The 14,587-nt window shown below is 54.3% G+C and carries 12 protein-coding genes and 1 pseudogene; 6 read left to right on the top strand and 7 right to left on the bottom strand.

Annotated features, from left to right (window positions below):
• Positions 1 to 61: 61 nt before the first annotated feature.
• Positions 62 to 613: pseudogene (locus C8N36_RS00070) on the bottom strand (aldolase/citrate lyase family protein); the annotation flags it as partial.
• A gap of 18 nt (positions 614 to 631) precedes the next feature.
• A complete protein-coding gene (locus C8N36_RS00060) occupies positions 632 to 1,480 on the bottom strand; it encodes a trypsin-like serine peptidase (protein WP_097802970.1) in 849 nt (282 codons plus the stop codon).
• Positions 1,481 to 2,029: 549 nt separating this feature from the next.
• On the opposite strand from C8N36_RS00060, the gene C8N36_RS00055 reads away from it, so the two are divergent.
• Both C8N36_RS00055 and C8N36_RS00050 read left to right on the top strand, forming a co-directional pair.
• Entirely contained in the window at positions 2,030 to 2,971 is a 942-nt protein-coding gene (locus C8N36_RS00055) for a glycosyltransferase family A protein (RefSeq protein ID WP_141467931.1), read from the top strand.
• Positions 2,958 to 4,223 carry an FAD-dependent oxidoreductase gene (locus C8N36_RS00050; protein WP_170125753.1) on the top strand — a complete coding sequence of 422 codons (1,266 nt, stop codon included), beginning with the start codon at positions 2,958 to 2,960 and terminating at the stop codon, positions 4,221 to 4,223. Before C8N36_RS00055 ends, C8N36_RS00050 begins: the two co-directional genes overlap by 14 nt.
• Before the next feature lie 771 nt (positions 4,224 to 4,994).
• Here the strand turns inward: C8N36_RS00050 and C8N36_RS00045 are convergent.
• From C8N36_RS00045 to C8N36_RS00030, 4 genes are all read right to left on the bottom strand, one after another.
• Positions 4,995 to 6,419: a surface lipoprotein assembly modifier gene (locus C8N36_RS00045; RefSeq protein WP_141467933.1), complete on the bottom strand. Its 1,425-nt coding sequence runs from the start codon at positions 6,417 to 6,419 to the stop codon at positions 4,995 to 4,997.
• Between the two features lie 52 nt (positions 6,420 to 6,471).
• Positions 6,472 to 7,101, bottom strand: coding sequence for a cytochrome c3 family protein (locus C8N36_RS00040; protein ID WP_141467935.1), 630 nt, complete (start codon positions 7,099 to 7,101; stop codon positions 6,472 to 6,474).
• 89 nt (positions 7,102 to 7,190) lie between these two features.
• Positions 7,191 to 8,738 carry a flavocytochrome c gene (locus C8N36_RS00035; RefSeq protein WP_097802974.1) on the bottom strand — a complete coding sequence of 516 codons (1,548 nt, stop codon included), beginning with the start codon at positions 8,736 to 8,738 and terminating at the stop codon, positions 7,191 to 7,193.
• Between the two features lie 72 nt (positions 8,739 to 8,810).
• A complete protein-coding gene (locus C8N36_RS00030) occupies positions 8,811 to 9,584 on the bottom strand; it encodes an FAD-dependent oxidoreductase (RefSeq protein ID WP_097802975.1) in 774 nt (257 codons plus the stop codon).
• Between the two features lie 1,410 nt (positions 9,585 to 10,994).
• On the opposite strand from C8N36_RS00030, the gene C8N36_RS00020 reads away from it, so the two are divergent.
• Genes C8N36_RS00020 through C8N36_RS00005 form a run of 4 tightly spaced genes read left to right on the top strand, consistent with a single transcriptional unit; the run spans position 10,995 to position 13,626 of the window.
• Complete coding sequence (locus tag C8N36_RS00020; RefSeq protein WP_097803026.1) at positions 10,995 to 11,432, top strand: c-type cytochrome; 438 nt, start codon at positions 10,995 to 10,997, stop codon at positions 11,430 to 11,432.
• 18 nt (positions 11,433 to 11,450) lie between these two features.
• Positions 11,451 to 11,897 carry a c-type cytochrome gene (locus C8N36_RS00015; protein ID WP_097802977.1) on the top strand — a complete coding sequence of 149 codons (447 nt, stop codon included), beginning with the start codon at positions 11,451 to 11,453 and terminating at the stop codon, positions 11,895 to 11,897.
• Positions 11,894 to 13,201, top strand: coding sequence for a multicopper oxidase family protein (locus C8N36_RS00010; RefSeq protein ID WP_097802978.1), 1,308 nt, complete (start codon positions 11,894 to 11,896; stop codon positions 13,199 to 13,201). The genes C8N36_RS00015 and C8N36_RS00010 overlap by 4 nt, the downstream gene beginning before the upstream one ends.
• Positions 13,198 to 13,626 (top strand): c-type cytochrome, encoded by a 429-nt coding sequence (locus C8N36_RS00005; protein ID WP_245910680.1) that lies wholly within the window; start codon positions 13,198 to 13,200, stop codon positions 13,624 to 13,626. The genes C8N36_RS00010 and C8N36_RS00005 overlap by 4 nt, the downstream gene beginning before the upstream one ends.
• 692 nt (positions 13,627 to 14,318) lie before the next feature.
• On the opposite strand, the gene C8N36_RS24340 is transcribed toward C8N36_RS00005, so the two are convergent.
• The coding region (locus tag C8N36_RS24340; protein ID WP_211318214.1) for a hypothetical protein at positions 14,319 to 14,587 on the bottom strand (269 nt) is incomplete at its 5' end.

Raw genomic sequence — 14,587 nt, 5'->3', positions numbered from 1 at the left:
CACCTACGGCTGTGAAAGCGGACCTTCTCCGTGAGGTCTGGGGACCAACGGATTACGGGCCTCATCCAGTGCCTTTTGACGGATAGGACGAACATCTAAGTCGCACCGGAATAAGCCTAAAATTCCCGACGAGTTCAGCCACGACACGCCTGATTTGAAGCACATCAAACCCTCCGGTCAACCGGTAACCGCGGGAGAACAGGTTGTCGATTTCCGCTTGTATGTTGGCAGGACCGGCATCCAGCGGTACACTTTTGGCCTTCGCGGCGGCTTCAATCGCACCAACGACCTCCAGAAAATTAGGGGGATCGAATTGGCCTGACACACAAAGCGAGGTGGATAGGTCAAAGGGGGCAACGATCGAATTGTCGATGCCGTCAACTGCGAAAATGGCGTCGATATTCTGCACTGCTTCCCTTGTTTCGATCAGCAAAGAACAAACAATTTTCTCTCCGAAGTCGGGAAGGCAATCCATCCTCGGAACACCTCACCGCGGGTGCGCAACAGATGCGCCCCATCCACGAATTCCTTCAGGCGGATACCGCATTGAGGCGACACAAGCAGCAGCTTCATCGGCTGTTTTTACCAACGGAAAAACAATGCCTTTTGCACCAAGATCGAGGGCCGGTTTTCAATTCCCTTGTTCCAGCGACCAAGCCTCCAAAAACTCGGACGCAGAAATTGAAAGGCTCATGTAATCCCCTCCCCGATCAAGTATGGAAGAAAACACGCCAACGACTAGGTATCTATCTTCTTTGAGAACAAGGAGTGGCGCGCCGGAATCGCCTCGCATGGCGGAACATTTTTGCAAAATCTTGTTGGGCCCACTTTTCAATGGATGACCGCAATCAGAAGCAACTGAAAGAACATTTGGACGGAGGCCGGAATAGCCTGCTAATTTGAAATCCATTTGCTCTAGCGCCTCGGGAGCCAATTTGACAATCTCCATATATCCCACGTCTCGTCCGATCGGGTCTTGCAGGACCAAAAGTGCCCAATCCTGATCAGGAGTCGATTGAAAGTCACGGCTGGTGACATCTTCTACATCATTCAGGATAAATCTTTCTCCACGCGAAACAGCAAGCCCAGAGCCACGTTGAAACCCGGCTATGAAAGTGATGCTTTCCGGTTGCACCCACTTTTTCCGCGCATAATTGTACAGGCAGTGCGCCGCCGTAAGCACAATTCGTTCAGATACCAGCGTGCCCGTACAGTGTTGCCTTATTTGGACACTTGAAAAGTTGACCCGGCCTATCCCCCGCCATGGCTCAGACGAAGCATCGACAATTTCACGGCCTCTGATTGCCTCACACCCTTTCGACATCGCTTTGCCAAGACCGCAAATCGCATCAAAGTTCGTTACAAAACTGTGTCCACGCAAATAGCCTGCATCAGGCCCTTCGCTATCCGCATCTGCTTTGGATGCCGCCAACCAACAAAGCATTCCAACCATCAAAACAGTCTTCGTCCACGACACCATTCACCCTCCAAGCATCCAGCTCTTATGGCAAGGCTAGTTTCACCTTTGAAATGTGGCAATGGGTTTGGGCATACGTCGAAACAATGCATTGGCACCCACTGTCGTTACCAGCCCTGTGCGGACCAGATCCCTACGTTATTTGCGGCCTTAACTGCACTGTTAAAAATGTAAGCTAGGGTTTTTCGGACGCATGCTGTGAAAGGTTCTCCAGTCAGAGCAGCGCAGCAACCCCGCACCGTTTATCCAAAGCAAGAGGTCTGTCTTTTCTTGCTGTGTTGCCGTGACACCCGCGCAAGAGTACATAGGCCGGAAAATTGATCTGGATGTCGCCGCAGACCGAACCATCGAAGGGGATTTATTCGCCAGAAACCTTAGCGTCGACGCGATCACCTCCGATCTCTTTTTTAAAAGGGTTTGGCCTATGTAACTGTGCCTCCTCAATCGAAAAGAACCAGTGAGCCGTAAATTTACGTGATCTGGCGGTTCAATAACTTCTGGGCTAATCCTTTGCAGCCTGGCGATGGCGCTGGATCGTTTGAAGGACAACTGATGACCATGTCGAAGATACGTTTGTCGCATCTTATTCCAATGTACCGGTCAGGAAGGTTTCTTGATTCCATAGCTCACAATATCCAAGAGCTCGCCCGGCCAGACACCGAAGTCATCTTGGCTGATAGAAACGGCGACGAAGCCTTTTGCTCCTCTTTGCGTGACCGGTTTGCAAATCTGCCAAACGTTCAGGTGATCTGCGATAACAGCAATCTCACATGGGTCGGCAACATGTCGGATCTGATGGCGCGGGCTTCAGGTGAGACTTTCCAAATCGTTCCGCATGATGATGTGACCTCGCGGGAGGCTGCCGACAAACTTTACACTGCTCTTATGGATGCGCCGGACGCCGTTCTGGCTTATGGGTACAGCGAAGGTTACACGCTGGATTGGAAACACATCCCACACGCAGACCAGCCCCGCGGTGCCGTAGAATTGTTGGGGCCATCGCCATGGCGGTTAAGCGACGCGTTAGAGCTGATGTGGATGGATAGGTTTAACGGAGCGTTCAAGGGCGTAATCCGCTCGGAGGTGTTGCGCAATCCCGCCTTGCAATTCCAATCGACGAAATCGACAATCCTGTCCGAGCGAGCCTGGCTGTTTGCTTTGGCGCTCACAGGAGGGTTTGTGTTTGAACCAGTGCGTATGTTCAAGAAACGGTTTTACCCGGAAAGCACGCACCGTAGTTGGGAAATGTCACCAACAGTTTTCCTGGACCTCGAAAAGGTGATGATCAGTTATGCCGAAGCGATCTTTGCCTCTGATCCCGAACGGCGCGAGGATGTGATCCGAGACATAATGCTGAATGCTGCTTGTCGTCGGCGCGGTATCCGAAAAGGACAAGGCCTCGAATTGGTGCATCATAGCCTTTATGATCAAGTCGTGGCAGGGCGACTGGACGCGGCAATTTCTTGGCGTGAAAGTTCAAATGGCATTGCATGATGCTATCGTAATGGGCGCAGGCATCCAGGGCTGTCTATCGGCTCTGATGCTGGCCAAGCGCGGGTTGCGGGTTGCCATAGTAGACCAGCGCGACGACGTTCTGACCGGCGCAAGCCTGAATTACGAAGGCCGCATTCACACCGGCATGCTTTATGCGATGGACCGCTCATTTGCGACCGCTGATCGCATGGTGCAAGACGCAGTGACGTTTGCACCTGCGATTGAAGCGATCCTTGGCGAGCCAATCGATTGGGCACGTTACCGATTGCCGGGTTCGCGTTATCTGGTCCACCGCGATAGCAACCTGAAAGCCGAAAGCTTGCAACAGTTCTGGACACAAATTGAAACTCGGTTCAACGAGGCTTTTGAAGATCCGAGCCTCCACTACCTTGGCCAGCGACCGCCCCAGATGTTTCAAGAGACCGCTATCCCCAAAGAGGCCGCATCAGACATAATCACCGCGGCGTTCGATACCGCAGAGGCCTTTGTCGATCAGGTTGCATTTAACGCCTTGATCCGTCGCGCCGTCGAAGCTGACTCAAGGATCGAGCTTTTTCTACAAAGCCGTGTCGCCGGTGTTGCACAACATCAGGCTGGACAAATACGCATCACCCTGACGGACCGAAACAAGCAAAAGATGGCCCTTGATGCCGAAACAGTGGTCAATTGCCTTTGGGAAGAGAGGCACGGTTTCGATCAAATGATGGGTCTTGGCGTCCGAAAGGCGGACGAAAGCCTGCGGTTAAAATTCAGCTTACTGGTCAAGGCAGACCCCTTTTTGCGCAAATTGGGTTCTGTCATCATAACACATGGTGCCTATGGGTCTGTCGTCGTGGATGATACTTCTCCGACAGCATTTGTGTCTTGGTACCCTGCATGTGTTGAAAAGCTCATTGCGGCCCAAGCTATACCGCCCGAGTGGAAATCCCCTCTGCGTGGTGTCATCCCAGAAGATGTCCAAACGCGACTGCTAAGAGACAACTGGCTGGGGTTTCAACAGATCTTTCCCGAGTTTCCAGCCCTGAAACCACACCTGATCAAAGCGGGTGTGATCGTTGCACATGGCCGCCAAGACATTGACCATCCAAACAGCGGACTCCACGAAAGAAACGAAGAGCCAATTGCATCAAACGGGGGATTTTATTCGGTCTCCACCAGTAAATATACAAGTTCAGGGCGGAACACTTTGGCTTTGGAGCGACGGATTTTCGGCGATACCAAGCTGCGGGTATCAAATCTCACCCACAGGTAGCCTGAAAGTGGGCATACTACAGACCAAACCCGCGCTTGCCGACGTCTGCTCAATGCAGCCTGCCGCCGATGCAGGCGCAGTCAAAGTCAGTGCTAACCCGCACGGGAATTTGGCGGTGCGGCGCATTTTTCCGAACCGGCCTTTCGGTCTCGTCACACCTAGTAAACCCAAACAGTTCATTCGCTGTCGTCCGTTTTAACAATCGAAATGCAGAAATTTCTGTCGTTTTCTGCCGTCATAAGATTGACCGTTTCATCTGTATGCACTTGCCCTTGCAGTGGTTTATCCACCCTCTCCACCGCCTTTCATACCGTTCCTCCCCGGCTTTTCTATCGTTGGGAAAATCAGCCTGAAACCGGTCACAATCGGCACTGCCAAACCGCGTAACAAAGGCCTGTCTTTGCTGGGGCTGGCGCGTGCGGACTTGTATCCGTTTGCACCGCGCAATTGACTTCAAACCGGGCTTTCGGTGAGGCATTTTCTCTGATGTGCCACTGGACGTCGGGCGGGTGGGAAACGCCGTTGGCTGGCTTTCCTGCATGGCAACTCCATGTGACAAAAAACCTGCGGCTGCACCGATGATGCCTGTTTTAAAAAGCAATGACTTTAGAACTTACGTCAGGTTCCTGATCGGTTCGGGGCCTTTTATGTCAGTCAACACGATGCGCAAAACGAAGGAAACGTTCGAGGGTTTCTTTCGAAAAGAAACCACAAAGTTGAAAAGAGGCATCTCGGGGTTTTACTTTCGCCTTGATGTGGTTCGCTTTGCCCTCAAAATCGCCTTTCGAACAGCACGGAGCAGTAGGTCGACGTCTCGTCATAATCGTCAATATTTGACCCTGTCCATTCTGTCTGGCACGACAGTTGCGGGACGGAGCCCAAGACCGTGAGCCGCTTATCAACATAAGACGCGCCCAATCCGATATAGCTGTCCTGACGGGTGTAGCCCGCCGTTCGGTCCACCGCACGATAGTCGCGTCGGCCCAGTTCACCGGACAACCACCCGAACGCCCCATTCGCCAGTGTCCCGCCAAAACCAGCGGTTAGGATTTGCTCGATGTATCGCTTATCTTCATGTTTGGGATTATTGCGGGCAGACAATCCAATTCCCAAACGGTACTGGCCCCACTCGCCTAGCGCATCCTGATAGACCGTTCCCAGCCGCAAATCGGCCCTGCGCGCGGCATCTTCACCATCATACAGCCGCTGCTTGTATCGGAAAGTGAAGCTGAGCGTTGCGGTCGGCGACACTGACAAGTGGCGGTTGGCGTTCAAGCCCAGCGCCCAGAAAGCCTTGTCCTCATCGTCCGCGCGGTCATAGAGGGATCGCTGTAGATAAGGCGATATCTTGAACGACCCGTCGTCCAGTTTTCTTTTCCACTCCAGCCTAGCCCGGCCGATATATCGAATCTGTTCCAGCCCGGTAAAGGCGTCCCGATTGAGAGCAAAGCTGTAGGTCAGGGTCTGATCGTTTCCAATGTAGCTGGTGTAGTCCGCCCTCGCACCAAGTCGCAAATAGGATCCGTCACCCTCATCGCCGTCGTCGTCGTACTCTGCGTCCGGATCATGCCCGCCGCCTCCGCCCTCTCCGTGCCCGCCGCCCCCGCCTTCCCCGTGCCCACCACCGGCTCCCAGATTTGAGCCCGACTGATGAAGGTTGATATCCGATGAATAGAGATACCCCAGCAAGAACCGGTAGCTCCATTTGTTGGCATCCTCGGCCATCTTCGTCTCACTGTAGTGACGTTCGTGACTGAATTTGTCGTCGTCACCGTGGCCCTCACCGGTTTCTGTTTCTGTCCGGCTCTCACGGTCGAGATACAGCTCGATCTTTTTGCCCGGATCGACATTTCGTGCGGCGGACCGGATTCCCAAGGGGTTGGCACCCGGATCACCGCCAAGCCGGACCTGCCGCCGGGTCTGATCCTGGTCGCGCTGTTGCTCGCGATCTTGTTCTCGGTCTTGCTGCTGGATCTGCGAGTTTATTCGCGCCTGATCCTGATCCATGGTGCCTAAGTGGCAGGTCTTACAAACCGCAGAGGTCATATTCCTAACGTTGGGGTGCGCCGGGGGCAGGTAAACATTGCTGTTGTGACACGCTTTGCAGTCGTCGCCCAGTTTGGGCGTGGCCAAAGCCATTCCACCCGCTAGCGCGATGACCATAAAGCAGACCGATGCCAGAGATACGCGTATCATAACTCATGTCTTTCTTTGAAACTGGTTCTTTCCTTACGGAGCATGTTTCCCGTCATGGCATTTCGAACTCAAAATCGTGACAGGTCGCGCAAAAGTTGTCCGGCGGTTCATGTTGGTAATGGCAAAGCACGCATTCCGCGTAGGGCGCACCATGCGGCGAAGCGTGCGGGTTGGCGTGTTCGACGTGCTCGGTCTTTAGCGCGAGGGCCTCAAGCGTGCCGTGGCAAGAGGTGCATACCTCTGTCGCCGGCTCGGAGACGTCTTCGGGATCTTCGTGGCAACTGACGCAGCTGCCTCCGGCAAAGAAATGCGTATGGCTTTGAAAAATCCGGTCGTCTAGCGACGCAGCCGCTTCTGTGCCGTGACATATCCGGCAGCCACGCATCGACATTCCGGCGGTGCGCAGATGACCGTCGGGTAACAGGTCCGGCTCTGCGTGGCAGTCCGTGCAAACGTGGTCCGGTGCAGGCTTTCCGTCATGGCCCGTTATGCCCGGTTCGCCCGTATGGGATTTGCTTCTTTGTTGTCGGGGCTTTTCATCTCCCGACGCAGCGGGCCAGACACAGGCATCTTGCGCGTCAAGAACGCACAAACTCTCGGTTTGCGCCAGTACATAAACCCCAGACGCAGCCGTCAGGACCAACATGGCCAGCCCGGCAATCAGTATGTTCCGCAAGTACACCTGCCGCTCCTTTCAACATGTCAGATCAACCCATCTGACGACACGGCGCAGATTGCGCCATGTCATTGTTATGCATCGAAATTTTAAGATCAGCTCCAGCTGTTCATCGATGCAGCGTTCTGTCCGGCAATGCGGCCGAACACGAGACAGTCAAGGAAGGCACAGGATCCCAACCGCGATGCGCCGTGGACGCCGCCTGCGGCCTCGCCCGCAACAAAAAGCCCCGGAATTGGCTCCATTGAGACCACATCAAGTGCCTCGGCCCGCGCGCTGATTGCCAGACCACCCATCGTGTGGTGAACTTTGGGCAACAGGCGCACTGCATAGAACGGACCCGCTCCGATTCTGAACTGGTCTTTTTGCATATAGCGGCCCATTTCGGCGTCCTTGCCAGCATCCACAGACGCGTTGAACCGCTCGATTGTCGCCTGCAAACTTGCCAGCGGCGTGCCAAACTCTTCCGCCATAGCCTCGAGCGTAGGATACTCCTTGACGACGCCCGAGGATTTCAGCCCATCCAGCATCTTGTCGCCCAGACGGCGCCGCGCCACCTTGTATCCCCCCGCGTCACAGAACGCGATGGCCTTGTTTCCCTCTGCAATGATCGCATCGGCACGGGTTTTGCGGTCTGCCAACTCATTCACAAAGCGGCGACCCGTTTCCCAGTTGACCCACAAACCATAGGCGGCTGTGACGCTCTGCACGAAATACGGCGAGCGGCCAAATCCCTTTTCATCCGCACTCGTCCAAGGGCCAAGCTGGACCCAGCTGGGCTGGATCAAAAAGGCCCCAATGTTCATCCCCTCGCGAAGCGCTTCGGCGGTGGCCCCCGGATGGTTCGTGGTGTCCACAGATGCATCCAGACGCGGATCTTGCATGGTACGGAAAGCAAGATCGTTTCCGAACCCGCCGGTCGCCAAAATCACGCCCCTGTTTGCCTTGATCGTCTTAGGCGTTCCGCTCTCTAAATCCGGATGGCGAAAGCCGTCATGCACAACCACACCTTTTACCCGTCCGTCGTCATCGCGGATGATATTCTTGAGCAACGCCCGTGTCCGAGGTTCAACGCCCATCTCTGCCAGCTTGGCAAGCAGCGGAACGACTACTCCCGCGCCGGTTCCCATTTTGGTCTTGTAGGCGCGCGGCACTGAATGTCCGCCCATGTGGCGCAAGTCCGAAACCCACTCGGCCCCGATTTCATCCACGGTCCATTGCCAAGTTTCGACCGATTTTTCAGCGGCCAGACGCGCAAGTTCGGGGTGATTGAGATATAGACCTGCCTTGAGCATGTCCTGATAGAGCAGCTCGGCAGAATCCTCGATCCCCTCATCAGCCTGCTGCGGTGAACCTGCTGCGGAAAACACGCCGCCGTTGATGATCGAATTGCCGCCCGGTGTGCGCATCTTCTCAAGCAGCGCAACAGAAGCACCGGCCTTTTGCGCCTCATAGGCGGCCGCCAAACCCGCAAAGCCAGTGCCGACAATTACGACATCGACTTCTTCATCCCAGCTTTCCGGCATCGGCGCGGCCTTGGCCCCGGACCCAAGTGCAATGGTCGCGCCGACCGCTGCGCCCGCGCCCAGAATTTCACGCCGTGTAACGGATTTTCCAAACCTGTTTTTAATTTTGTCAGACATTAAAATGGCTCCTTTTTGAACGATTGGGGACGAACGGACCGGTCGCCCGCCCGAGTTGTTGTTCGCGATGTTTCAGTGCGATGAGGCTTCAAGTCGCGACTGCGCTCTGACCTGCGATGCGGCCAAAACCGAGACAGTCGGTAATCGCGCGCGGATCGTTTTGGGCGCACCGCTTTCGGGATCCTTGGCGTCGCTACGCTCATGCACCAGCACCCCTTGTACTCGGCGTACCCGGCCATCCTCATCGCGGAAAAGATTTCGCAGCATCGTACGGGTCTTCGGCTTGACCCCCATTTCCTCAAGCTTGCCCAACAAGGGCACCACAATGCCTGACCCGCTCCCTGCCGCCAAAGCCAGCGAATGCGGCACCGAACGGCCGCCCAATTGCATCATGCCAGAGCACTCGACCCCGATCTCGTCGATCGTCCATTGTGCAGTCTCAGCAGACCGTTCGGCAACGACACGTTCCAAATGCGGGTGGTTCAGATTCAAACCGGCCTTCGTCTTGTCGGAAAGCAGGCTCTCGGCGCTGCCTTCGACACCTTGATCAGGTGTCCCTGCCGCCGCCAGCAGCCCGCCGTTGATTATCGAGTTCCCGTCCGGCGATCGCATCTGTTCCAACAACGCCACCGAGGCCCCCGTTTTGGCAGGCTCATAAGCCACGCAGAACCCTGCAAAACCGGTGCCGATCACAACGACATCCGCGTCTTCGTCCCAGCTTTTCGGAACAGGCATTGGTCCCGCAGCAGCAGAACTGCCCGCCGCAAGCCCCAAGCCCGCAATCGCGCCAGTCCCCAAAAGCGCGCGCCGTGTCATCGCCGGTTTTTTGTCACTTGGTCTTGGCATGGCTCACTCCAAATCACTTTGGCTTGACCTGATCACCCCGATCCGAAGCATGGACGGTCCGGGTCGGGTGCAATGATCAAGTAGCTCAGGTAATTTTCGCATGGTCAGGCGAAGTGGAATTGATCGTTGTCAATCCAGATCGACATCGATTGCCCCAAACGCGCCGTGCCCCGCAACGAAAGAAGCGACGGACACGCCTGTCCGCATGTTCAGAGACTTTCGCACTCACAAAAATCGCTTGAGTACGAATGGTTTATGAAAAAGGGTTTGATGTGTGTGCAGACGGTAAACCTATGGCAACAACGCCCATAGCACCGGACAGATTACCTGCAATTTTATGCCGGGCGAATATACGCGCTGCACGGTCATTGGAAAGAAGTTTGCAGACGTTGGCATCATCCCCCCTCTTCCATGAAAACATTGCCCGACAACTGCGCAGGCCAGCAGTGGCGGCTGTGTTTAGACAAGATCTTCTGCCCCTAGCTAGTCCGGCAATTTGCTTAGACGTTTCATGTCCAGATTGATAAAAGCGCACAGAGATTAGACAAATACGTTCCCGCTACAGATGGTCTTTCGCAATAACAGAGCCAAGTGGCCGCGCTGAGTTTCGAAGCGGATCTCCTGAACGCGCCTACATCAACGTCACCTAAGCAGCTGAAATTGCCAGCACGAGTGAATTGATTTCCATCCATTTACCCGTCTTCGGTCAAATCTTAGTACTGATTCACAATTGTGTTCTTTTGCCCTGATCCGAGATGAGCAAAATTTGTGACTATGGGTTCGTTACTACCTTGCGGGGCAGCCTGCACAAAGCTCCCTGCGCGCCAGATCGCTACCTTCGACACCAAGGGCTGACAAGAGCCGTTCGCTGGGTGCGTGTAGAGCTGGTGTCCAAGAGACAACGGCGGACGTTTAAGCGTCCAACTTCACAAAGGGTCAGCCTTTAAGACAACCAGCCGATGGAGCATATGTGATCTTCTGCCTCTTGCGTCTGACGCCATCAGCAGGCAGTTTGACCTTATGGGGACATTGTTGAAACCATTGTGCTTACTCGTGGTTGTCACCATCTTGGCCTTCGGCGGATGGGGGATTTCCTCTGTCGGATCGGGGGACAGCGCTGCGCTGATGCAAAAATCGACCGTCACCCATCCTTGCCCTCCGCCATGCAGCGACCATAGTGACATGTCCCACATTGACGGTCAAAGCTGCGCAATTTGTTTGGTTTGTACGGCAATTCGGGAAACGACGCAGGATGGCTTGTTGCTGTTTGTGGCCGCATCCTTGGACCTTCGCATTCCTTTCGCCAGCATGGCGAACGGATCCGAAATAGGGTTCGACCCTCCTCCTCCTCGCGCGTGAAGGCAAACCCCTTTCATGGGGAACAACCTTCATACGCTTCAAGGAGACAACATGACTTCCAAATTCCTTATTGCCGGGGCGCTTTTCGCTGCTGGTATTGCGGGGTGGGCTATATTCGCAAATAGCTCGAATTCGCACTCTTCTACGCCCGACGCTTCTGAATTCGGGGCGGCCCTTGTTTCAGTCACTGTACCAGACGCCTTTTCCGGAAAGGCCCAGATCGGTCAAACAGCCTATCAATCGATTTGTATTGATTGCCATGGCAAGGACGGCTCTGGCAGAAATGGCATGGGGCCGCCGCTGGTTCACAAAATCTATGAACCGTCTCATCACAGTGACGAATCCTTTCAACGCGCAGTTGCTGCTGGTGTTCGTTCTCACCACTGGAGTTTTGGCGACATGGCGGCCGTTGACGGGCTGACACGCGGCGATGTCGTATCCATCATTGCCTACATTCGCGCGTTGCAGCGCGCCAATGGTATTCTTTAGAATTAGGTGGGAAATAGAATGAAACAGATAAAATCTTGCCTATCTGCGGTGGTGGTCACCGCATGTTTGGGAACTGTTGTTTTGGCGCATGGTGGGGTGAAAAACGCGGCTGTTATGGCCCGGATGGACGCCATGAAATCAATCGGTGATGCAGTGAAGATCATGGGCACTATGAATAAGGGCACTGTAGCATTTGATGTTGAGACGGCCAGAACAGCCGCGAAAACAGTCGCCTTGCATGCTGCTCAAACGCCACTGCTTTTCCAAGCCCCGGAAACCGACCCGAAATCCGAAGCATTGCCAGCGATATGGGATCGGTTCGACGATTTTAGCGCCAAGGCACAGAGCATGGAAAAGGCCGCAAACGATTTATCCCAATCCTTGTCGACCCCTGAGGACCTGAGCAACGGAATGATCCAATTGGGGGCCACCTGTAAAGCATGCCACAAGGAGTATCGCAAATGACCGGACTTGAATTGACCCGCCGTGGCCTTCTTGCTACCGGAGCGGCGGCTTTTGCTTTTCCACGCTTCGGATTTGCTGCGCCATTTATCCTGCAAGCTGAACCGGTAACTGCGCAAATCCTGCCCAAGGGGGATGGAACCACGCAAATGCTTGGCCTGAACGGACAGACGCCGGGGCCTGAACTGCGGGTAACCCAAGGGGGGCGGTTGGACGTCCGATTTGAGAACCGGATTGGTTCTGACACAGCCTTGCATTGGCACGGTATCCGCATCGACAACGCCATGGATGGTGTACCGGGAATGACCCAAGATGCGGTGCCGGATGGTGGTGGTTTTGACTATTCATACGTTGCGCCAGATGCTGGCACGTTTTGGTATCACTCGCATAGCCGGTCTTGGGAACAGGTTGAGAGGGGGCTTTATGGGCCCTTGATCGTTGAAGAACGTGACCCGCCGCAGGTTGACCATGATGTGACCGTTCTGATTGATGATTGGCGTATCGATCCTGACGGGACCTTGATGGGTGATTTTGGCAATATGCACGATTTCGCCCACGGCGGGCGGCTTGGGAATTATGCGCGCGCGTTGCCATCTGTCTCAATGGTAAGGCGCGGTGATAGGGTGCGCCTGCGCCTGATCAATGTCGCCACGGCCCGTGTGTTTCCGATCTCTCTGGCGGGTGTGGAAGGCAAGATCGTTGCGCTGGATGGTATGCCACTGCCCGCACCGCGCCCAATCAAGAACATCGTGCTTGCCCCCGCTCAGCGTATTGACCTGATTGTCGATGTCGCCAACGTCGTTCGTTTCGATTTTCCAACCCGCGAAGATCCTTATGAGCTAGGCCGCATTGAAATTGATGGCGACAATCCGTCACCAATTGACACCGAGATCGTTGCGCTTCCGGCCGCGCAAGTGGTCAGACCCGGTACCCCGGTTCATGATTTGACGCTCAAGATGGAAGGTGGTGCCATGGGAAGTCGTCACGAAGGCGATGACATCTGGGCCTTTAATGGTGTGTCGGGCCTGCCAACGACGCCGTTCGCCAGATTCAAACGCGGTGAAACGGCCCGCATCCGCCTGATCAACGACACGTCCTTTTCACATGGCATCCATCTTCATGGGCATCACTTTTACGAAGTTGCCGAAGGTGGAACGATAGGGGATTTACGCGACACAACTCTGCTCGATCGCTTTGAAACACGCGACATCTTATGTGTCTTCGATAATCCGGGCAAATGGCTACTGCATTGCCACATGTTGGGTCATCAGGCCTCGGGCATGAAAACTTGGGTGGAGGTCACATGATGCGGGGGGCTGTTGTTGTGCTTCTGATAGCTGCATCCACTGCAAATGCCGGGCATGAATTCGACGGGCGCGATCTGGCGGCCGGGGCAGTGCTATATTCCGAACATTGTGCCGACTGCCACGGGGCCAATCTTGAAGGTCAGCCAAATTGGCGTGTCGCTGACGAAAACGGTGTGTTACCTGCTCCCCCGCATGATGAAACCGGCCACACTTGGCATCATTCAAACACCCAACTGTTTGACTACACCAAGCTGGGCGGTCAGGAGGCTCTGGGCCGCTCCGGCGTCACTGGTTTCACTAGCGGCATGCCCGGTTTTTCGGGGGCCTTGAGCGACGGCGAAATCTGGCAAGTTTTGGCATTTATCGCATCGACCTGGCCCGCACGCCAAGCCAAGGTCCAAGCGGGCCGCAACCCTCCACATTAGATATTCCGAATGACTGGTTTGAAGATATAGCAGTGCACGACCGCCGGTCATCCCAAACGGCGGCTTTGAGCCGTTCGCCGGTGCTACTTACACTTGTAGGCATCCGCCTGGATGACAGTGCCAGCTTCACCCGAACATTTTGAGTAAGGACAAATGCATTGCCACCACGTTCGGCGGTAGCATTTCGGACGTGGTTCAATGTACCTGAGCGTCACCCGCTGCCATCCATCCCCATAATTCAGTGCCGCTCACCGGCTCTAAAAACGAGCGTTCCTCGGATGATGGTAAAGATATCTGTCAGACGGTGTTGCCAGACCCGGTCAATTCAGTGCTGCATGCGGACAGAAAATGGAATGAAACAGCACGATATTTGCAAAAACAATTGCCCTGACAGATTGTCTAGGTTCGAACGACTATATTGGCACAACCTCAACGAATTAACGACAAGCAGGGTTCACTCGCTTCTTACTAGACGGTCGGACATGGAAAACGAAATAAATAGTGTGAAATTTCAAAGATCTCAAGAAATATCCAGCAATCACAACTCCTTCAATCACCATCTCCAAAATTGAAAAAAATAACAAAATGATATTTTGGACACTAATATACCTCAAGAAACACGAATAAAAATCCTCAAATACGTATGGTCCATTGCCATTGCATTTATTGGCAATGGATACAGAACTCTCTCATCACAGCAAGTCAATTGCAGATCCGACAACGGCATCGAAATTAAACATATTGCCACCAATTGCAAAAATAACGCAAAAAACTCTACTTACAAAACAGGACCGACGAAGTGCCCCTAGATCTGCATACGGTTTGCTTGGTAATTTTGAAACCAAGGACAGACGGAGATGAACAAAGGAATTCGGTCTACAGATGAGTTTTAGCAGGACGCTGTGGCGCAGGTCGTTGAGCGTGGCTGAGCGACTGGGGATTTGCACCAAATCTATGTAAA

The sequence above is a fragment of the Pelagimonas varians genome (assembly GCF_003208435.1).
GTDB lineage: Bacteria > Pseudomonadota > Alphaproteobacteria > Rhodobacterales > Rhodobacteraceae > Pelagimonas > Pelagimonas varians.
This window is presented reverse-complemented; position numbering and strand designations above follow the sequence as displayed.